This window comes from Skermanella sp. TT6 (assembly GCF_016653635.2).
Lineage (GTDB): Bacteria > Pseudomonadota > Alphaproteobacteria > Azospirillales > Azospirillaceae > Skermanella > Skermanella cutis.
In genome coordinates, this window is the sequence record NZ_CP067420.1 from 5,480,567 (window position 1) to 5,499,321 (window position 18,755).

Annotated in this window: 18 protein-coding genes and 1 tRNA gene; 11 read left to right on the plus strand and 8 right to left on the minus strand. The window is 69.1% G+C overall.

Annotated elements, in window-relative coordinates; translation table 11 throughout:
* Window positions 1-23: 23 nt before the first annotated feature.
* From IGS68_RS25505 to IGS68_RS25520, 4 genes are all read left to right on the plus strand, one after another.
* Window positions 24-1,115 carry an ATP-binding protein gene (locus IGS68_RS25505; protein WP_247881077.1) on the plus strand — a complete coding sequence of 364 codons (1,092 nt, stop codon included), beginning with the start codon at window positions 24-26 and terminating at the stop codon, window positions 1,113-1,115.
* A complete protein-coding gene (locus IGS68_RS25510; RefSeq protein WP_201075402.1) occupies window positions 1,112-2,104 on the plus strand; it encodes a nucleotidyltransferase family protein in 993 nt (330 codons plus the stop codon). Before IGS68_RS25505 ends, IGS68_RS25510 begins: the two co-directional genes overlap by 4 nt.
* A gap of 529 nt (window positions 2,105-2,633) precedes the next feature.
* On the plus strand, window positions 2,634-3,368 hold the full coding sequence (locus IGS68_RS25515; RefSeq protein ID WP_201075404.1) for a hypothetical protein: 735 nt from the start codon (window positions 2,634-2,636) through the stop codon (window positions 3,366-3,368).
* A gap of 35 nt (window positions 3,369-3,403) precedes the next feature.
* The gene (locus tag IGS68_RS25520) at window positions 3,404-3,820 is read left to right on the plus strand and encodes a cyclic nucleotide-binding domain-containing protein (protein ID WP_201075406.1); all 417 of its coding nucleotides are present in this window, start codon (window positions 3,404-3,406) and stop codon (window positions 3,818-3,820) included.
* Window positions 3,821-4,048: 228 nt separating this feature from the next.
* On the opposite strand, the gene IGS68_RS25525 is transcribed toward IGS68_RS25520, so the two are convergent.
* Window positions 4,049-4,828, minus strand: coding sequence for a M48 family metallopeptidase (locus IGS68_RS25525; protein ID WP_201075408.1), 780 nt, complete (start codon window positions 4,826-4,828; stop codon window positions 4,049-4,051).
* Between the two features lie 171 nt (window positions 4,829-4,999).
* On the opposite strand from IGS68_RS25525, the gene IGS68_RS25530 reads away from it, so the two are divergent.
* Both IGS68_RS25530 and IGS68_RS25535 read left to right on the plus strand, forming a co-directional pair.
* Window positions 5,000-5,647, plus strand: a complete 648-nt coding sequence (locus tag IGS68_RS25530; protein WP_201075410.1) for an SGNH/GDSL hydrolase family protein — start codon at window positions 5,000-5,002, stop codon at window positions 5,645-5,647.
* 98 nt (window positions 5,648-5,745) lie between these two features.
* Window positions 5,746-5,822: transfer RNA gene (locus tag IGS68_RS25535), tRNA-Arg, on the plus strand.
* 134 nt (window positions 5,823-5,956) lie between these two features.
* Here IGS68_RS25535 and IGS68_RS25540 read toward each other — a convergent pair.
* From IGS68_RS25540 to IGS68_RS25560, 5 genes are all read right to left on the minus strand, one after another.
* Complete coding sequence (locus tag IGS68_RS25540) at window positions 5,957-6,661, minus strand: FkbM family methyltransferase (RefSeq protein ID WP_201075412.1); 705 nt, start codon at window positions 6,659-6,661, stop codon at window positions 5,957-5,959.
* A complete protein-coding gene (locus IGS68_RS25545; protein ID WP_201075414.1) occupies window positions 6,624-7,052 on the minus strand; it encodes a hypothetical protein in 429 nt (142 codons plus the stop codon). The genes IGS68_RS25540 and IGS68_RS25545 overlap by 38 nt, the downstream gene beginning before the upstream one ends.
* Window positions 7,053-7,482: 430 nt before the next feature.
* Window positions 7,483-8,502: a hypothetical protein gene (locus IGS68_RS25550; protein WP_201075415.1), complete on the minus strand. Its 1,020-nt coding sequence runs from the start codon at window positions 8,500-8,502 to the stop codon at window positions 7,483-7,485.
* Window positions 8,503-8,596: 94 nt separating this feature from the next.
* The gene (locus tag IGS68_RS25555) at window positions 8,597-10,069 is read right to left on the minus strand and encodes a hypothetical protein (protein WP_201075416.1); all 1,473 of its coding nucleotides are present in this window, start codon (window positions 10,067-10,069) and stop codon (window positions 8,597-8,599) included.
* Between the two features lie 155 nt (window positions 10,070-10,224).
* Complete coding sequence (locus tag IGS68_RS25560; RefSeq protein ID WP_201075417.1) at window positions 10,225-11,874, minus strand: sensor domain-containing phosphodiesterase; 1,650 nt, start codon at window positions 11,872-11,874, stop codon at window positions 10,225-10,227.
* A gap of 248 nt (window positions 11,875-12,122) precedes the next feature.
* Between IGS68_RS25560 and IGS68_RS25565 the strand changes: the two genes are divergently transcribed.
* The 5 genes from IGS68_RS25565 to IGS68_RS25585 all read left to right on the plus strand — a co-directional run bounded on the left by IGS68_RS25565 (window position 12,123) and on the right by IGS68_RS25585 (window position 16,878).
* Window positions 12,123-13,811, plus strand: a complete 1,689-nt coding sequence (locus IGS68_RS25565) for a methyl-accepting chemotaxis protein (RefSeq protein ID WP_201075419.1) — start codon at window positions 12,123-12,125, stop codon at window positions 13,809-13,811.
* A gap of 101 nt (window positions 13,812-13,912) precedes the next feature.
* Window positions 13,913-14,914 (plus strand): zinc-dependent alcohol dehydrogenase family protein, encoded by a 1,002-nt coding sequence (locus IGS68_RS25570; RefSeq protein WP_201075420.1) that lies wholly within the window; start codon window positions 13,913-13,915, stop codon window positions 14,912-14,914.
* Window positions 14,915-15,041: 127 nt separating this feature from the next.
* Window positions 15,042-15,596, plus strand: a complete 555-nt coding sequence (locus IGS68_RS25575; RefSeq protein WP_201075421.1) for an Hsp20/alpha crystallin family protein — start codon at window positions 15,042-15,044, stop codon at window positions 15,594-15,596.
* A gap of 48 nt (window positions 15,597-15,644) precedes the next feature.
* A complete protein-coding gene (gene hpf, locus IGS68_RS25580; RefSeq protein WP_201075426.1) occupies window positions 15,645-15,992 on the plus strand; it encodes a ribosome hibernation-promoting factor, HPF/YfiA family in 348 nt (115 codons plus the stop codon).
* A gap of 13 nt (window positions 15,993-16,005) precedes the next feature.
* A complete protein-coding gene (locus tag IGS68_RS25585; RefSeq protein ID WP_201075428.1) occupies window positions 16,006-16,878 on the plus strand; it encodes a universal stress protein in 873 nt (290 codons plus the stop codon).
* 25 nt (window positions 16,879-16,903) lie between these two features.
* Here IGS68_RS25585 and IGS68_RS25590 read toward each other — a convergent pair whose 3' ends face one another.
* Together IGS68_RS25590 and IGS68_RS25595 are read right to left on the minus strand one after the other, a co-directional pair.
* Window positions 16,904-17,374, minus strand: a complete 471-nt coding sequence (locus IGS68_RS25590) for a flagellar biosynthesis repressor FlbT (RefSeq protein ID WP_201075430.1) — start codon at window positions 17,372-17,374, stop codon at window positions 16,904-16,906.
* 35 nt (window positions 17,375-17,409) lie between these two features.
* Window positions 17,410-18,744 carry a tetratricopeptide repeat protein gene (locus tag IGS68_RS25595; protein WP_201075432.1) on the minus strand — a complete coding sequence of 445 codons (1,335 nt, stop codon included), beginning with the start codon at window positions 18,742-18,744 and terminating at the stop codon, window positions 17,410-17,412.
* Window positions 18,745-18,755: the final 11 nt, after the last annotated feature.

Below are 18,755 nucleotides of genomic sequence, written 5' to 3' on the forward strand. Positions count from 1 at the left end.
CACCGGTGCAGGAAAACCGACCGATGATCGCCGAGGGCGTCTCGCTCGCCTTCATCGGGGAGCACGGGGTGCTCTTCGACGAGGCCAGGCAGGAACTGTTCGAACTGGACGGCGGGATGGCGTTCGCCTGGAGCCGCCTGGCCGAGGGAGCCGCGATCGGCCGCATCGCCGAGGAGATGGGCGGTCCCGGCCTGCCCGACGGTGAGGTGCGGGCCTGGCTGGGCCAGGCCGTCGCCGAATGGACCCGGCTGGGGCTGATCCGGCCGCCGGCGGTCCGCCAGCACCTGGATATCGGCGGAACCCGCGTCGAGATCCGCTATGCCGCCGCCTTCCTGGCCGATCTGGCCGCGCCGGACTTCCGGCATCTGGAGGTGGCGCGGGGCACGGTGGACGACGGCCCGGATTGCCGGTTCGACGTGGCGGAGGAGGACGGCACGGTGGTGATCCGCCGCGGCGCGCTCGCCCTCGCGACCTGCCGGCCGGATGAGATCGTCCCCGCCCTGAGGGGAGCGCTCACCCTGGAAGCGGTCCAGCGGGGCCGCCACGCGGTGGCGCTCCACGCCGCGACGCTGGCCGCGGGCGGCCACGCCCTGCTGCTCAGCGGCTGCCCGGGCGCCGGCAAGTCGACGCTGGCCGTTGGGCTGGCAGCGGCGCTGGCCCGGTCCGGCCTGGGCCTTGCCGGGGACGACGTGGCCCTGCTCGGCGCCGACGGGCGGGTGACGGCGCTGCGCTTCGCGCCGGCGCTCAAGCCGGGGTCCTGGCCGCTGCTGGCGGGGATGCGCCCCGACCTGCTCGACCTGCCGGTCCATGTCCGCTACGACGGCCAGCAGGTCCGTTTCCTCGACGGCCTGCCCTCCGCCGGCGGTGGGCCGCTTCCGGTCCGCTGGATCGTCGGCCTGGACCGCCGCGACGGGGCCGGACCCGCGCTCGAACGCTTGGACCCGCTGGAGACGCTGCGCGACCTGATCGGTGGCGCCGCCTCCGCCGACGATCGCCTGGGCACCGGCGCCTTCCAGGCCCTGGCCCGCATGCTGGACGGCGCCGGGTGCTATCGGCTGACCTATGCGCGGCTCGACGACGCCGTGGCCCTGCTGGCCGGATTGTGCGGATCATGAAAATCATGGGGATGACGCCCTCGCCCTCCCGGTTCGACGCCCTGGTCTCCTGCCTGCGGGGACGGCCGCCGGCCGATGCCGACTGGGTCGGCGTGATCGGGGAGGCGAACCGTTACCTGGTCGTTCCCGCCGTCCGCGCCGCGCTGGCCGGTTGGGCCGGGCCGGAGGTTCCGCAGGACGTGCGGGAATACCTGGACTTCATCCACGGGCGGAACCATGAGCGGAACCTGCTGCTGCGCGCCCAGGCGGTGGAGGCCGTCGAGGCGCTGAACCGGCACGGCATCCTGCCGACCCTGCTGAAGGGGGCCTGCACGCTTCTGACGGCCGCCGAGGACCGGCTTGGCGACCGCATCCTGTGCGACCTGGACATCCTCGTGTCGGCGGGCGAGGTTCCGGCGGCGCTGTCCTGCCTGGCGGCGCTCGGCTACGAGATCCAGCCCGGCGAAGCGCAGGACCATGCGCCCGCGGCGCTGGCGCGGCGCCGCGACGTCGGCATGATCGACCTGCATGTCCGGCCGCCCGGGCCGGAGAGGTTCCACCATCCCGACAGGCTCGCCCGGAGCGGCAGCATCCTGGCGATCGGCGAATCAGGACAGGCCCTGCTGCCGAGCCCGGAATTCCGGGTGCTGCACCTGATCGCGCACGACATGTTCCACGACAAGCTCTACCTGCGCGGCGATTTCGAGCTGAGGCGCCTCGTCGACCTGGACGGGATCGCCAAGGCCCATCCGGGGCTCGACTGGGACGAGGTCGCCGGCCTGCTGGACGGCCGGGAGGCCCGGCACGCCCTGGAGTCCCAGCTGGTGGCGCTGGGATCCCTGTTCGGCGCCGACGTCCCCGCCGTCCCGCTCAGCCACCCCGTTCCCCATTTCCAGCACTGGCGCCGCCTGCAGCAGGCCCGGCACCCTGGCCTCCGGACCCTGCTGCGGGGGATCTACCGGTCGTCGCGGCGGCTGGCCGGCGCCGAGGCGGCGGTGACCGCGGGCTGAGCACCCCCGGGGGAATGTCAGCAAGCGTCTACAAACGTCGCGGCGCCGAAACCGGTCCGGCGCTTTCCGCCGCGCCGCGATCATCGAGCCGCACGGCACGCCCAATACGGGTGACGAGGCCACCGCCGTGAAGAAGGTGCCGGTCTAGAGCTGTACCCGATCAGGTCGATCCGCCCCGGGGCAGCCGATCAGATGCGTTGCGCCATGGGCGCAACCTACGATCGTCGGCCCGCATCACCTCCGCCCTGCATCGAGCCGTAGGTTGCGCCATGGCGCAACACAGTTCGGCGAGTGGAGCGGCCGGCTGCGAGGGCCGGAGCGGTTCAATCTGATCGGGGGCCGGTCCCGGACTTCAAGTACCGATGGCAGGCAGGGTCAGTGACATGAATGACCTTCCGTATACATCGCCGTATCCTCAGTCTGGATTGAACCTATCAGGATTAGATATAAATTAATTGCATCGATCCGCCGGTAACATCTTTAGACCCGGTAGAAATCAGAGAGCCGTCCAAGTCAGGATAAGCTGAATATGCAGTCGCGGCTTAAAGTAAATTCCGCCTTTTTGTCTTTCACACTGATCGGAGTGCTGCTGCTCGCGATCCTGTTCCGGTTCATCGACGATCAGCAGGACAGGATCGGCAACTTCGAGGAAGAGGCCGAGTTATCCTTTACGCAAGGCATGACATTGGTCAGCCTGATCAGAACCGCACAGCTTGAAATGGTGCGGGTCGGCGTGGCTTCCAAGGAGGGTTCCGCGGGGCTCCGGTCCGGCCGTCCCCAGGATGGCGCCGACGAGTACGGGACTGCCCTGCTCCGTTTCGAGCTCACCCTCGCTCGGGCGGGGGATCTGGCAAGAGCGCTGCATCTGACGGCCGAAGCCGAAGCGCTGAACGCCGTGGGCAGGAGGTTTCATGCCCTTGCCGTCCGTCATGCCGACCGGACCTCGCGTCTGGCCGATGACAAGACCGGACCGCCATCCGGAAGCGCCGATGCGGTAGAGGGCCTCGACGGCGATGCGGCGCAGCTGGAGGCCGAATTGGAAAGGCTCGCCACCGCCGTCATGGAGAAACCGGCCGGATTGCTGGAGCCGCTGCGGTCGGTCGCCGACGGGGTCCGCACCTTGTCCATGTCCGGCATCGCGCTCGGCGTGGCGGGCTTCCTGCTCGGTGGCGCGATCTCGGCGGTGGTGCGCAACGCCATCATCCGTCCGATCCTCGACATCGCTGCCTTCATGACCGCCGTCGGCAAAGCCGGCGCGAAGTGACCGGCATACCAGTCATGGGAATGGACGGGCATCCGATGCAGCAGAAATTCCTCAGCAAAAAAGTCTTCTTCGCCGGGGAGGTGATCTTCAAGGCCGGGGACCCCGGGAGCGTCGCCTACCTGATCGAGAAAGGCAGGGTAGCCATCCACCTCGACCACGAATGCTCCCGGGAGCCTCTTACGATCAAAGGAGACAGCGAGATTTTCGGCGAGATGGCGCTTATCGACGGCAGCCCCCGGTGCGCTTCCGCGGTGGCCATGGCCGACACGACCTGCATCCAGATCACCGATCACCATATGAGCCAGATCATGGAGACGGTCCCGGTCTTCGTGAAGGCCCTGCTGCACATCCTGATCCTTCGCCTGCGTCAGTCCAACAACACGGTGCGCGATCTGCGAAGGGACGATGCGGCAGGCTCGGTAAGGACCGCGCTTGGTGACGAGCGGTGTTGACCCGCTTCCGCCGCCCCAAGGGCGCACCGGTCGCCGGCGACACGTTCGACGCCTTATCGAAGCTTGGCCCCGCGCGCTACTCGAACCTCACCGAGACTTCCGGGTTGCCGGGCATTCCCTCGTAGCGCGCCGTCACCGTCTGCCCAGGCCTGGGCCTCGACGAGCAGGTCCCGGGCGCACAGGGCGTCTTCGAGGCTGCCCCCTGCCGCCGCCGGCCGCCCGACCGCCTCAGCTGTTCCGCAGGACCTGAGGCAGGATCTGTTCCAACGCTTCGATGCGCGCCCTGGGCGCCGGGTGGGTGGATATGAAGGCGGGCGCGGTCCGTCCCCCGACGCGCTCCATCCGCCGCCACAGCTCCACCGCCTCCCGGGGGTCGAAGCGCGCCCTGGCCATGGTCAGCAGCCCGAGTTCGTCGGCTTCCAGCTCCTGGCGGCGCGAGTAGGGCAGTTCCAGCCCGAACTCCACCCCGACGCCGAGCAGCGCCGCGATCTCGTTTGCATAGGCGACGTCCCCGATCTGGAGGGCGGCGCTGACCAGACGCAGGCCCAGCTGCTTGGCCGCCGCGACGCTCAGCCGTTCCTGGGAATGCTCGGCCTGGTTATGCCCGATCTCGTGGCCGATCACGGCGGCGAGCTGGTGCTCGTTGGCGGCGACCCGGAACATGCCTTCGAACACGCCGATCTTGCCGCCGGGGAGCGCGAAGGCGTTGGGTTCGTCGCGGGCGAAGACGACCATTTCCCACCGGGCCGGGTCCTCGCCGGCCGCCTGGAGCAGGCGCCGGCCGACCGCCTGGAGGGCCTGCTGCAGATCCCGCGCCTGCGACACCGGCGTCTGCGCCCGGATGCGCTGCCAGCTTTCCACCCCGAGCTGGCGGACGGTCTCGTCCGAGACGAGCCGGATCGGGAATCCGCCGATCTCGTCGCAGCCGGCGACCAGCGGCGCCGCGGCGACGCCGGCAAGCAGGCCGAGCATGCGGCGGCGGTTCAGCGGCGGGGAACAGGAGCACATGGAGAATAGATAGCCTGACGGGGGAGCGGAGCCAAGCCACCAACGGGCGGACGGGCATGCGGGTTGCGCGGGGCCGGTCCCGGCGCCCGGGTCCTTCCGGGAGCGTTCGCCCGGGCGGACTGTTGGGCCGGGGGCTGAAAGACGTCACCGACCTGGAAGGGGAACAGGCCCATGGGCCATCTGGTGCTGCTCGGAGACTCCGTGTTCGACAACGCCGCCTATGTCGGGGGCGGCCCCGACGTGGCGGCGCAGGTGCGCGACCGTCTGCCGTCCGGCTGGCGGGCGACGCTGCGGGCGGTGGACGGCAGCCTGATCGGCGGCGTGGAACGGCAGCTCGACCGGCTTCCGGCGGATGCGACGCACCTGGTCGTCAGCACGGGCGGAAACGACGCGCTGGGCTACGCGAGCGTCCTGGAAGCCGGGGCGCGGTCGGTGGCGGAAGCGGTGGAAAGGCTCGCCACCATCCGGGAACGGTTCGGCCGGGATTACGAAACCATGCTCGACCGAGTGCTGGAGCGGGGCCTTCCCACGGCGGTCTGCACGATCTACGACACCCGGATCCCGGAGCCCCGCCGGCGCCTGGTGGTGGCGGCGCTGTGCCTGCTGAACGACCGCATCACCCGCGCCGCCTTCGCCCGCGGGCTGCCGCTGGTGGACCTGCGCCTCGTCTGCGACCGGGACGAGGATTATGCCAACCCCATCGAGCCGTCGGTGCGCGGCGGGGAGAAGATCGCGGCGGCGATCGCCGGCCTGGCGGTCGGGCCGATGTCGGGGGAGCCGGGCGGCGGCGGGGAGCGGTCGGTGGTGGCGGCGCGGTGAGGAGGGGGCCGGGCGGGCCGACTCTCGGAGGGACGAGAAAACACGTCCACGAGGCATTGCGCGGCGGCTTGGCATGGGCTATGGTCCGTCCCGTCGCTGGACCCGTAGCTCAGCTGGATAGAGCGCTGCCCTCCGAAGGCAGAGGTCGTACGTTCGAATCGTATCGGGTCCGCCACTCTCCAAAGAATTCAGGGTCGCCGTGACGGTGAAGTCCGGGGCGGCCTTTTTCAGTTCCCCCTGGTATGGATCGGGCGGACAGGCATGTGGACCCCGCCGGATCACTCCAGCGGGGTCGAAGCATTCATCTCATCACCCTTGGGGTTGGGCGAGGATGTCGATGTGATCCACGCCTGAACGGCGGTATGCTTCCATCACTGCCTCGACATTCCGGCCATGGTCCGTGACGGTCCCGTCGTGATTGATGACAGAGATCCCATAGCCATGCTTGTTGAGGAACCGCAGGTAGTCGGGACCGGTGCAAAGCGAGATACCCGACATCATGTCGGGGCTGAACTCACTGGCGATAACCGGACGGCATCGGGTGAGGGTCTGCTCGAGCCCTTCCATGGCAGCTCCCTCGGCACCCTCCACGTCAATCTTGATGAAGTCGACCGCAGCAGGTGCGACAGCATCAAGATTGATGACCGGTACCGTCGTAGCCCCCAGGATGCCGCCCAGATCCTCCGAAACCGCCGCCGTGGTGCCATTGGAGTGCGTGACGTTCAGCGCCAGGATGCCCGGCTGCCGACCCGCCGCCACCTGCAGCACCGTGACGTGTCTGAAACCGTTCAACCGACGGCTTGCCTCGATCATCCTGGCATTGGCAGGATTAGGCTCGACCGCCAGGACATGACCTTCGGGGCCGACCAAGTGTGCTGAGAGCATGGTGAAGAAGCCGATGTTCGCGCCGATGTCGAGCACCGACATTCCAGGCTTGAGGAACCGCTTGAAGACGGCCGTGACGTGCGGCTCATAGCTAACCCGCCTTGACACCATGTCCAACAGCAAGGTCATCCGACTGCACGAAGATGTCGAACCCGGGACCGCTGACCTTCTCGACGCTCGCTTCGTGCCGTTCATTGAGAAAGCCCCGCGAAGCGAACTCATGGCTGTTTACGTAACCTTTTACGACGACACCGAGTTCAGCCCCGGCCTGGGCGAAGTGTCCTGCGCGTTCTTCGGGGTTGGGGTTGCGACCCAGCAATAGCCGGAAACAAGCACGAATGTCGGCTTCAGTCGCAACAGGATCAAACGCGTCATTCAACCGATCGTGAGGGGAATTGGCTGGTTCAGGCAGTGTCATAGGAGATGGTCCAGCTATGATGGCTCGATAAACAAGATGATCGAAAGTGGTAACAAGAACCTGAGTATCAGGCACCTCTGGACGATGATTGACGCTGACCATGATTAGGCGCAACTACTTTGTAGCAGCGCGGCGTCATTTGGATATGAAGGTTTTACTCACATCCCTCCGGAGCATCGCAGCTAAACATCATAACGAAATCCAGGCTGCTCTCCCGGTAGTGAACCGGAGCAAGTTTCGCCGACGGGTCCGGTATAAGACCTTGTCGAAAGAACAGTGTCGGCCAAGACCCGGCGATCAAGGATCCGCCTATACCGGCGCGTCATTCACCAGAAGGTGTGCTCAATAATCCGGCGGCGTGGGAGCACCTGGAAGCCTTCGGCCCGCCTCTTGCGCTCGACCTCGATCTCGAAGCCAGGATGGGTCATGCCGCCGACGTCCGGGTTCGATCGACGTCTTGTCCACATGGTCGGCATGAAAAGAGGCATCGGTCACACGGATCGATTCAGCCGGACGCCCGCCCCTTCTCCCTTCACCCCTCCTCCTGCAAGGCGCTGAATACGGTGGTCTGGCGGCGGTGGAGGCTGGCGGCGTCGCCGTGGAAGCGGCCGCATTCGTCCCTCGGGACCAGGGGAAGGATGCGGAGCGTGGTCAGGGCCAGGGCGGGGTCGGCGGTGGAACCCGGCCAGTTGCTCCAGAGGTCGCAGACCGGCTGCCAGCCGTCGAGCAGCCATCCCAGGCGCTCGACCGCCTGCCGGAGGGCGGGGCTTCGGGCGTCCCAGTCGTCCAGGAGCGGGCCGGGGTCCGCCGTCATGGCGTCGGCCTGCCGGATCAGGTCGTCGCCGATCGCCACGGTCAGCCGGGCGACATCGGCGATCAGCACGGCCGCGTCGCCGCCGATGCCCTCGATTCGGGCAGCGAAGCCGCGGACCCGGCCGAACAGGGTGCGGAGCGGCCCCCGGCCGTCCTCGGCATCGACGCCGAGCGGCAGGACGAGGGAGGCGGCCTTCTGGATGCGGTCGAACAGGTTGCCGGGCTGCAGGGCGGCGCGCGCGGCGGCCTTGCCCGCGGGCGTCGCCAGCAATAGCGGCGTCATGGGATAGCCGTTGACGGTCAGCCCGGGGGATGGGATCAGGCGGCGCAGCAGGTGGAAAGCGGTCACCGTCGCGACCTGGGCGCGGTCGGCCAGCAGCTCGTCGGCGTCCTGGAGCATGGATTCCCCGGCGAGGCCGCTGCGGGCGACCCGGTAGGCGGCGACCTGGATCCGCTCGGGCGTGACCGCCTGGGTGGTCAGCACCTCGGCATGGAGCGTCAGGTCGTGGAGGTTGAGGCGCAGGACCTCGGGAAGCGCCCGCCACGGCAGGATATAGACGCCGCGCCCGCCGGAGAAGCCGTAGACCAGCACCTCCAGCTCGCCCTGGGCGGCGCGCCTGACGCGCGCGTTGGCGAGATCCGGCTTCTGGAACGGTACCGCGGCGCCGCGCTCCTCGAAGGTGGCCGGCACATGGTCGCCGGACAGGCGTGTCGTGAACGGCGGCACGGTCTCGTTCATGATGATCGACTCTCCACGGAAGGATGCCGGGCGATGATGCACCCGAGGGATTGAAGAATTGCTTGCGATCGGGCAACCGCACGTGGAGAAGCGATCAACCGCCCCGCACCGGGGCGCAGCAGGACCGGACGATTTCCGACAGGAAGGCCTCCCGGGTGCGGGGGGCCGCCCGCCCGGTCGCATCGACGAAGGCGGTCTGGAGGAAGGTCAGGACGTTCTCCTGGGGGCAGAGCTGCTCGAAGGCGTGGGCCGCCCGCGCCGCGACGCGGAGCGCGCGGTCGGCCAGCGCCGGGTCGGGCGGCGCGGCGCCGCCGGTCCCGGAAGAGGCGCCGGCACCGGGATCGCCCTGGGGAACGGGGCGCGCCAGGGCGGCGATCCGGCGCCGGGTCGCGGCCATCAGGCGCTCGACCGGGACGGCGGTCATGTCCGCGAAGCCGGCGCCGGCGCAGACATCCCGGCCGACCGACAGCATCTCGACCGCCGAGGCCAGGGCGGCGACGAACTCCGATTCGTCCGGCGTGCGGGGCATCGCGGGGAGGCGCTCGATCATCTCTTCCACGTTGGGCACCAGCCTGTCGCGGACCGCCGCCCTGAGGTCTTCGCCCAGCCGCTCGGCGGCGGCCGTCCCGCCGCGGCCCATGGGCTGGGCGCGCAGCACCGCCAGCCGTTCGGCGGCCGGGCGGAGCCCCCGGGCCAGCGCTGCGGGGTCCAGGTCGCGGGCCGCCTCCTCGGCGGTCTCCAGCCCGATGTCCTGGCGGGCGTCGTCGGCGGTGCAGCGCACGATGTCCGACAGGATGCGGACGACCTCCTTGGACCGGTGGCGGCCGAGCGCCGTGGCGAAGTCGGGGAAGGCGCCGCGGGATACGGGGGACCGCGCCAGGGAGAGCAGCATGACATGCATGGCGAGCGCGTCGCCGCCGGCCGCGCGCAGGAACTCCGACACCGCCGGGTCGATGCGGCCCCGGGCGAGGTCCTGGCGGATGCGCCAGAGATCGAAGCGCAGGCCGAGCGCCAGGTCCATCTCCGGAACCATGTCCCAGATGTCGGGATGGATGCGCTTGCCCACGCCGGCGATCGAGGGGTTGCCCACCGCCGCGGCGCGCATCGCCGACAGGGTCCCGCGGCCCGCCTCGAACAGGGGATGGTCGAGCGCCTCGCGGTCCGGCCGGAGCGGCAGCGGGAACTCCGCGGTCGGGCCGCGCAGCAGGGCGGGCACGGTCGCGGGCCTGGTCAGCAGCCCCCAGAACGGCATCAGGATGCGGCGGGGAATCAGCCCGGCCGGCCGCACCCGGGGGTTCCGGTCGGTCAGCAGGTCCTCGAACGGCAGGCAGAACAGCCGCATCGGGGTGATCATCTTGGGCGGCCGCGTCGTCCGCAGGCGGGGACGAAGCGCGTCCTCCAGCGCGGCCCGGGCGGGAGACGGCGGCAGTTCCGCCGAATAGCGGTGGATCCGCTCGATGGTCCTGGCCGGCAGGGTCGCGATCTCCTCCGCCGTCGGCAGCACCATCCCGGAAACCGCACCGGTGGACCCGGTGGTAGCCTTCAGGTCAGAGGGGGAAGCCTGCATCGGATCCGACTTTCTCCGTCCCGTGCGCGGATCGGCACGACAGCGCCTTCGGCCGCTTTCCGGTCATTCTCCAGCCCGCTCCCCGCAGCAATTCATTCGAAACCTTACGACGCATACTATTATGTTCAGGTTAAGGGAAATGCCGGCTTTCGCCCTCAACTCCAGCTTTCCACGACGCCCTGGCGCCGGCCGCGCAGCCGGGACGGCGCCACCGGTTCCAGCGGCTTCGGCGTCCAGACCGGAGTCGGCGTCGCCTTGCCGAACAGCCACCCCTGGCCCAGGGTGACGCCGATGGCGCGGAGGAACTCGCCCTGCCCGGCGGTTTCCACCATCTCGCCGACGGTCTCGATCTCCAGGTCGGCGCACAGCCGGACGAGCCCGCGCAGCAGGGTGTCGTCCCGCCGCGACTCGCCGATCCGCTTGACGTAGGAGCCGTCGATCTTGACCCCGTTGATGGTCAGCGCCTGGAGATACTGGAACGAGGCGGCGCCTGCCCCGAAATCGTCGAGATAGACGGTGAAGCCGCGCCGCCTGACCTCCTGGATCACCCGCTCGGCCCGGACCAGGTCCCGCAGCCGGGCACTCTCCGTGATCTCCAGCGAGAGCCGGCCGGCAAGGTCCCGGTTCTCGTCCAGCAGGGCCAGCAACAGGCGGATGAACACGGCGTTCTCCAGCGACTGGCCGGAGAGGTTGACCGCCAGGCGCAGCGGCGAGGCCCCCGGTTCCCTGTCCCTGGCCCGCATCGCCGCGACCGAGCGCGTGCAGACGGCGAAGTCGAACTTCTCGATGACGCCGATCTCTTCGGCGAACTGGACGTTCTCGAACGGGCTGGTGCCGTCGGTGAAGCGGGCCAGGACCTCGAAATGGTGCAGCGCCCCGGTGGCGAAGGCGACGATCGGCTGGAAGGACAGGTCGAACTTCTCCTCCCGCACGACCGTCGCGAAGTCGTTCATCCGCTGGATCGCGGTATCGACCATCTGCTCGAACGCCTGGGTCACCGATCCGGGCAGCGCGGCGGACGAACCCAGGGAGGAAAACCGGTTCACCGCGAAGCGGACCGCCTGGAGCAGCTCGTCCTGACCCAGCCCGCCGCCGAGCGCCATGTCGTGGGTGCTGAGCCCGAGGTCGATGCCGTTGCGGGCCCCTTCCGCCGTGATGTCGGCCAGACCCTTGCGCAGGATGGTCTCGCCGCCCCGGTGGGTGACGCCGAAGCGGGCTTCCCCCAGCCGGGCCGCGGCATTGCCGTCAACCGCCGAATCCTGCAGCAGCGTGCTGATCCGCTGTACCAGGGTGCTGCACATGGCCGGGTCGCTCTGCGCCAGGCCGACCAGCCCGGGCGCCTCTACCAGCGTCATGTTGGCGCCCTCCCCGCCTGCCCGGCGGGCGGCCTCGACGAAGTTGTCGATGCCGGCGAGCCCGGCGCCGGGCTCGCCGGCGGCCGGGAGCGCCGTCAGCACGCAGGACAGCGATTCCTGCGGACCCGCCAGCCGGCAGGCGCTGAGCGACGCGCGCCGGGTCGCTTCCCGGACGGTTCCCGGGTGCGGACCGGCGGCCGCCATGCGCACCTCCAGCGGTCCGGAGCGCCCCTGCGGCCCCAGCGCCGCGGCGAGATCCCGGACCGCCTTCCGGTCCGCCGGGTCGAACAGGTCGAGCCAGTTCCTGCCGATCAGTTCATCGTCGCGCCGGTCCGTCAGGGTCGAGGCGGCGCCAAGGGCAAAGCGAATCTCGCCGCGGGCTCCCACCTCGATCAGCAGGTCGGCTGCTGCGAATGCGAAGGAGATGAACCTCTGCAGTTGGCTTGTCATCAAACGATCTCTGTGAAACGATTTTGACTCTTCCTTTCCCGATCCTACTTGGAGGTTACTTCGAAAGGTAAAAACCTTTGTTATACATTTGGTGATATGCGGATCCGGCGATTGAAAACGTTACTTTATGAACCCCGATATAAGACTTAACTTTGCAATCTAAAGTAATATCGTCAATAAATATTTCATCACTCGATCCTATCCTGGCGTCGGCAGGGGAACGCTTCTCATCGATTTCAGAGGACTTTATGAGCGTAGACGACAATGCTAATTCGCGGCTCGCGTCGGACAGCCAATCCAGGCGTCTTGCCGTGTTCCGGCTGACCCAGGCCGACATCGATCTGGTCCGAGAGCAGCGATCCTTTGCCGAACAGCGTCTGCCGGCATTGCTGCAGCACTGGCAGTCCCGTTTCGCCGCCTGGCCCGAGATCCAGTCCGCGCTGGCCAACCCGGCCGTCCATGCAGTCCGGGTGCAGCACTGGGTCCGCGCCGTGTCCGGCCGGATCGACGACGACTTCATGCGGTCGGCGACGCAGCTCGCCCGGACCTTCTACGAGAACGGCGTGCCCGGCTACGCGGTCGCCGTCTGCCACAACGTCGTGATCACCGGCATCATCGAGGAGCTGGGCCTGGAGGCCGGGGGGAACGGTCTCGGCTCGCTGCTCCGGTCCGGCGACGCGGCCCGCAAGCTGGCGCTGCGCAACGCGCTTACCAAGCTGGCCTGGCTCGACCTGGAATTGCTGCTGGAGACCTACGCCGAAGCCGAGGCGGAGACCAGGACCGCGGCGCTCCAGGCCATGGCGGAGACGGTGGAGCGGGAGGCCCGCTCGGCGGTCGAACGGGTCGCCATCCATACCGGGGGCATGGCCCGCGATGCCGAGGGCATGGCGGAGTCCGCGGAACGGGTCGGCGCCAGCTCCCGCACCGTGGCCGCGGCGGCCAACCAGGCGCTCGCCAACGCCCAGACGGTCGCCGCCGCGACCGAGGAGCTGGCCGCCTCCATCCGGGAGATCACCAGCCAGGTGGCCCATTCGGGCGCGGTGACCCGGCGCGCCGTGGAGAGCGGCGAGCGCACCCAGGCGACGATCAGCTCGCTGTCCCAGGCGGTCGGCAAGATCGACGAGGTCGCCAAGCTGATCAGCGCCATCGCCGGCCAGACCAACCTGCTGGCGCTGAACGCGACGATCGAGGCGGCGCGCGCCGGCGAGGCCGGCAAGGGCTTCGCCGTGGTGGCCCAGGAGGTCAAGAACCTGGCCAACCAGACGGCGCGCTCGACCGAGGAGATCACCCGCCAGATCAACGAGATCCAGAGCGTGACCGCGACCGCCGTCAGCGCCGTCGCGGAGATCGGGCAGACGATCGGCGAGATCGACCGGGTGTCCGGGGCGATCGCCGCGGCCATGGAGGAGCAGGCGGCGGCGACCCAGGAGATCAGCCGCAACGTCGCCGAGACCACGGTGGCCGCCCACGAGGTCTCGGTCCGGATTTCCGAGGTTTCGAGCGAGGTGGTCCAGACGGGCGACCAGGCCGCCCAGGTGAAGGCCGGCTCCAACGAGGTCGCGGTCAGCATCGACGATCTCCGCCGGGTGCTGGTCCGGGTCGTCCGCACCTCCACCGTCGAGGCGAACCGGCGGCGCGACGAGCGCTTCGACGTGGACGAACCCTGCTCGGTCGAATTCGGGTCCGACCGGCGGTCCGCCAGGATCGCGAACCTGTCGGAAGGCGGGGCGATGATCACCGGCGTGACCGGCATCCGCATCGGCGCCCAGGGCGTCCTGGCGCTGGACCGCCGCGGCGTCCGGGTGCGGTTCGACGTGCTGGACGGCGACGGCGGCGCGCTGCATGTCCGTTTCGCGGCCCAGGACATGGCGGATCCGCGCTTCAGGGCGGCGTTCGAGTCGATCACCGGGGGGCTGAGGCCGGTCGCCGCCGCCTGAGGGGCGCCAAGGGGCGGGACCGTATTGACCCAGGTTAAGGGGGGACGCCCGGCGGTCGGGCAGGATGGCGCCCGACTACACGAGCCACGAGAGCGCCCCCCATGAAGGCAATGGTTCTGCAGCGCCCCGGCGGACTGCTGGTTCCGACAGACCGGCCCGACCCCGTGCCCGGGCCGGGCCGGATCCTGATCCGGGTGCATGCCTGCGCGGTCTGCCGCACGGACCTGCACGTGATCGACGGGGAGTTGCCGGACCCCGTCCTGCCGCTGGTCCCCGGCCACGAGATCATCGGCTCGGTGGTCGAGGCCGGCCCCGGCGCGGAGCGGTTCGCCCCGGGCGACCGGGTGGGGGTGCCGTGGCTCGGATGGAGCTGCGGCACCTGCGCCTGGTGCCTGTCCGGCCGCGAGAACCTGTGCGATCGGGCCCGCTACACCGGCTACCAGATCGACGGCGGCTATGCCGAGCTGACGGTGGCCGACGCCCGCTACTGCTTCCCGATCGACCCCTCCTATACGGACGCCGAGGCGGCGCCCCTGATGTGCGCCGGCCTGATCGGCTACCGGGCGCTCCGCATGGCCGGGGACGCGGCCCGCCTGGGGCTCTACGGCTTCGGCGCCGCCGCCCACATCGTGGCGCAGGTCGCCCGCCACCAGGGACGCGAGGTCTTCGCCTTCACCCGGCCGGGCGACCGGGACGCCCAGGACCTGGCGCGCGACCTGGGGGCGGCCTGGGCCGGCGGGTCCGACGAGCCGGCGCCCGGGCCGCTCGACGCCGCCATCCTGTTCGCCCCCGCCGGGCCGCTGGTGCCGCTGGCGCTGCGGGCCGTGGCCAAGGGCGGCACCGTGGTGTGCGCCGGCATCCATATGAGCGACATTCCCTCGTTTCCCTACGAGATCCTGTGGGGCGAGCGGGTCGTGCGGTCCGTCGCCAACCTGACGCGGCGCGACGGCGAGGAGTTCCTGGCGCTGGCCCCCCGGGTGCCGGTCCGGGCGCGGGTGACGGAGTATCCGCTGGAGCGGGCCAACGAGGCCGTGGCGGCGCTCCGGTCCGGCGCCGTCACGGGGGCGGCCGTGCTGACGGTCGGGAAAAACAGGCCTGCTTGATCGAGGTTAAGGCAGGCCGGCCGGCGCCGCGGCAGTCTTTTCCGTATGGCGGCGTCGAAGTCCCGCCGGATCAGGAAGCGCTCCGGGCAGGGAAAGGCCCGGACCTCATCCTAAGGAGGAACCAACCATGACAGGCACCCTGGAGAAACCGGCCATGAAGACCGAGACCCAGCCTGCGGCGACCGAGGAGAAGGGCGCCGCCGGCCGTGCCAGGCATCCCCTGCTGAGCCTGCGGGACGAGATCGACCGTTTGTTCGACGACTTCTCTGCCGGCATGATGCGCAGCCCCTTCCGCGCGCGCCTGATGGATTTCGAGCCGTTCCGCCGGTTCGAGTCCGCGCTCTCGGGAGCGGTGCCCACCGCGGAGATCGCCGAGAAGGAGAAGGAATACGTCGTCACGCTGGAACTCCCCGGCATCGACCAGAAGGACGTCGAGATCAGCGTCAGCGGCCGGATGATGACCGTGAAGGGCGAGAAGCGCGAGGAAAAGGAGGAAACGGAAAAGCAGCTCCACCTGTCCGAACGGCGCTACGGCTCGTTCCATCGCTCCTTCCCCATCCCGGAAACGGTCGATCAGGACAGGATCGCCGCGGCGATGAAGGACGGCGTGCTCACCGTCACTCTGCCCAAGACCGAGGCGGCTGCGCGGCCGGCGCGGAAGATCGAGGTCTCGGGATCGTAGCCCGCTTCCCTCCAGTCCCGGCCATGAGCCAACCCTGAGGCGGATCAAATGAAAACACCACTCAAGATCACCTTCAAGAACCTGGATCCGTCGCCGGCGCTGAAAGCGCGCATCGGCGAGAAGGCCGCGAAGCTGGAGCGATTCTGCGAGCATATCGTGGCGTGCCGCGTGGTCGTGGAGCGGCCCCACGGCAACCGCCAGCAGGGGAACCTCTACCAGGTGACGGTCGGCATGACCGTTCCGGGCGGGGAACTGGTCGCCGACGGCGTCCACGAGGACGCTCACGCCGCCCTCAGGGCCGCCTTCGACGCGGCCGTCCGGCGGCTGGAGGACCATGTCAGGCGCCAGCGGCTGGACGTGAAGCGGCACGAACCGGCGTCGCATCAGACGACGTGACGGGAGGGGCTCCATGATCAGGAAGATCCTGGCACCGCTGGACGGCCGGCCGTCCGACCGGACCTCGCTGGCGCTGGCGTTCGACATGGCCCGGGTGCTGGGCGCCCATGTCGAAGCGGTCTTCCTGGCCATGGACCCGGCGGCGAGCATCCCGATCATGGGCGAGGCGGTTCCGCCCGAATTCATCGACGAGATGATCCGGGAGAGGGAAGCGGCCGTGGCGGCCGCCGGGCGGGAGGCCGAACGGTGCTTCGACCGTGTCCGTCAGGCGGCCGGGCTGCCGCTGGCCGGGACGCCCGGCACTGACCCCGGGCAGGCGAGCGCCTGTTTCCACAGGAAGCTTGGGAATGTCGACCGGACGCTGGCGAGGATGGCCCGGTGCGCCGACCTGACCGTCGTCCCGCCGGACGACCGCGCCGCCCCGGGCGCCCTGGCCAGGGCCCGCGACGCGGTGCTGTTCGACGCGGGACGGCCGCTCCTGCTGGCCCCCGCGGTTCCGCTCGAGACCCTCGGCAAGGCCGTCGCGATCGCCTGGAACGACAGCGCCGAGGCGACGCACGCGGTCATCAACGCGATGCCGCTGCTGGCCCGCGCGCCCAGGGTCCTCGTCCTGGTGCAGGAGGACCTTCGCCGGCAGGTCGACGGCGCCGTGGATCTCGCGGCCTATCTCGCGTGGCACGGCATCGAGGCCGCCATCGACAGGTTGCCGAGGGTCCCGGAGGAACCGATGGGTCGGGCGCTGGCCCAGCGCGCCCTGGACCTGGGCGCCGGACTGCTGGTCATGGGCGCCTACGGCCGCAGCCGTTTCCGCGAAATGGTCCTGGGCGGCACGACCCGCCATGTGCTGGAGAACCCGGTCCGCATCCCGGTCCTGATGGCGCACTGACGGGACCGCGGAGCGCCGGGACGCGTCATCTTCTCACGTGCCTGGGCTGGAAGCTCCTGACGTAGTTCTCGCTCTGCCGGACATGTTCGGAGTTGTTCGTCCAGAAGTCCGGGGTTTCCAGGTCGATGACCTTCCAGAGCATCTTCAGGAGCCTGTAATAGTTCTTTTGATCCAGCAGCGACTCGACGGCATCGACGTCGAGACCGGCGCCGCGGCGCGAGCCTGCCTTCCGCAGATGATCCTTCACGTTATGCCAGATCTTCAGGATGTCTCCGTGCTGCCCCTCCCGGGAGCTGCGGTGCCTGATGTAGGTTTCCTGGATGACATAGTAGAAGGTCTGGAGCGTGGTGAGCGAGCCCGGGTCCTTGATGGTCATCCGTTCCGGCAGGATATCGCACTGGTCGAGCAGCAATATCTCCGAATTGTCGACGAATTGCATCCGGACGCCTTCGATGTACAGGACTTCACCTTTCTTGACGGAATATCGAAGCGCCATTCTTGCTCACCCGGTTCTGGAGGCGGCGGGGACGGTCAGGCCGCTTTCCGCGCGACGAAGATCATGCCGAACACCGGCTTGCCGGCATTGATGCGAAGCTGCTCGCGGGCGACGGACGCCACCTGGAAGCCGGTATCGTCCAGCACCTCCTGGACGTAGCTCCGGCGATGGGCGAAGCGGCCAGCTGCGGAAACTTCGTAGTCATCAAGGAAACATTCCTCGACCGAGAAGACGAACAGCCCGCCGGCTTCGAGGACCTCGGACACCTTCGCGAAGAAGCCGTCCAGGCGGCCGATATAGCCGCACACGTCCGCGGCGACCGCGACCGAATAGGCGCGGTCGATCTCGCCCAGGGACTCCTGAAGGTTGACGGCCTCGATCTGGTCGTAGACGCGCTTCTCCAGCGCCTTGGACAGCATGTTGCGGGAGATGTCGACGCCTTTCTGGAAGTCGGCGACGTCGCGCAGCATGAGGCCGGCCAGGCCGGTCCCGCAGCCGAGATCGAGGACGGACGCGAAGCGCGACCGGCCGGGAGCGGCCTTCAGCAGGTAGCGGCGGACGAGCCCCGGCACGCGGTACTGCAGCTTCTCGATCAGGTCTGCTTCGAAATGGCTGGCGTAGTCGTCGAACAGCCCCGCCACGAACTCGGGCGGGACGGTATCGATCGCCTCGTTCCGGAGCAATGCCAGCATGTGCCTCGACCGGGAATTCGTGGGATCCAGCTCGACGGCGCGTTCGAACGCCGCCGCGGCGTCGGCGCGGCGCCCGGGGCTGCGGTGCAGGGCATTGCCCATGTTGTGGTACAGTTCCGGCGCCTCGACGAAGGCCAGGGCGCGCCGGCAGACCTCGATGCTGCGCCCGAATTCCTTCAGGGAATTGAGCGTGCTCGACAGGTTGACCGCCGCATCGACCATGTCCGGATGGGCGGCGAGCACCGTCTCGAACAGTTCGGCCGCCGCCTCGTGGTTGCCCTGCCCCCGCATCGCGAGGCCCAGGTTCACGTAGAGCTGGGGATGCTGCCCGGGCTCGGAATTGTTGATCGCCTTGACATGGAAGACGACCGCCTCGTCGAACATCTGGAGTTTCTGCAGGTGGACGGCGAAACTGTTCAGCAGTTCCCAATCCTGGGGCCTCGACATGACCGCGGTCGCCAGGTCCTGGACCGCTTCGCCCAGTTCGCCCTGGCGGGCGCGGCAAGCTCCCCGCAGCGCCAGCAGGTCGGCGTCCTCCGGCAGGGCGTCGAGCGCGGCATCCAACAGCGTCCGGGTCCCTTCCAGGTCGCCGCGCGCCAACAGGATGGCAGCGCGCTGCTTCAGCTCCGCCAGGTCGGCGGGAGCGACCGGATCTTTCAGGGCTACCTCGGCAAGCATCGATTCTCTCC

Excerpts from the sequence above, each read along its gene's own strand:
- IGS68_RS25560 (WP_201075417.1), bottom strand. The coding sequence starts at position 11,874 with ATGACAAGCCAACTGCAGAGGTTCATCTCCTTCGCATTCGCAGCAGCC.
- IGS68_RS25595 (WP_201075432.1), bottom strand. The coding sequence starts at position 18,744 with ATGCTTGCCGAGGTAGCCCTGAAAGATCCGGTCGCTCCCGCCGACCTG.
- IGS68_RS25585 (WP_201075428.1), top strand. The coding sequence starts at position 16,006 with ATGATCAGGAAGATCCTGGCACCGCTGGACGGCCGGCCGTCCGACCGG.
- IGS68_RS25510 (WP_201075402.1), top strand. The coding sequence starts at position 1,112 with ATGAAAATCATGGGGATGACGCCCTCGCCCTCCCGGTTCGACGCCCTG.
- IGS68_RS25545 (WP_201075414.1), bottom strand. The coding sequence starts at position 7,052 with ATGGTCAGCGTCAATCATCGTCCAGAGGTGCCTGATACTCAGGTTCTT.
- IGS68_RS25525 (WP_201075408.1), bottom strand. The coding sequence starts at position 4,828 with ATGTGCTCCTGTTCCCCGCCGCTGAACCGCCGCCGCATGCTCGGCCTG.
- IGS68_RS25520 (WP_201075406.1), top strand. The coding sequence starts at position 3,404 with ATGCAGCAGAAATTCCTCAGCAAAAAAGTCTTCTTCGCCGGGGAGGTG.
- IGS68_RS25515 (WP_201075404.1), top strand. The coding sequence starts at position 2,634 with ATGCAGTCGCGGCTTAAAGTAAATTCCGCCTTTTTGTCTTTCACACTG.
- IGS68_RS25575 (WP_201075421.1), top strand. The coding sequence starts at position 15,042 with ATGACAGGCACCCTGGAGAAACCGGCCATGAAGACCGAGACCCAGCCT.
- IGS68_RS25505 (WP_247881077.1), top strand. The coding sequence starts at position 24 with ATGATCGCCGAGGGCGTCTCGCTCGCCTTCATCGGGGAGCACGGGGTG.
- IGS68_RS25530 (WP_201075410.1), top strand. The coding sequence starts at position 5,000 with ATGGGCCATCTGGTGCTGCTCGGAGACTCCGTGTTCGACAACGCCGCC.
- IGS68_RS25550 (WP_201075415.1), bottom strand. The coding sequence starts at position 8,502 with ATGAACGAGACCGTGCCGCCGTTCACGACACGCCTGTCCGGCGACCAT.
- hpf (WP_201075426.1), top strand. The coding sequence starts at position 15,645 with ATGAAAACACCACTCAAGATCACCTTCAAGAACCTGGATCCGTCGCCG.
- IGS68_RS25555 (WP_201075416.1), bottom strand. The coding sequence starts at position 10,069 with ATGCAGGCTTCCCCCTCTGACCTGAAGGCTACCACCGGGTCCACCGGT.
- IGS68_RS25590 (WP_201075430.1), bottom strand. The coding sequence starts at position 17,374 with ATGGCGCTTCGATATTCCGTCAAGAAAGGTGAAGTCCTGTACATCGAA.
- IGS68_RS25540 (WP_201075412.1), bottom strand. The coding sequence starts at position 6,661 with ATGACCTTGCTGTTGGACATGGTGTCAAGGCGGGTTAGCTATGAGCCG.
- IGS68_RS25570 (WP_201075420.1), top strand. The coding sequence starts at position 13,913 with ATGAAGGCAATGGTTCTGCAGCGCCCCGGCGGACTGCTGGTTCCGACA.
- IGS68_RS25565 (WP_201075419.1), top strand. The coding sequence starts at position 12,123 with ATGAGCGTAGACGACAATGCTAATTCGCGGCTCGCGTCGGACAGCCAA.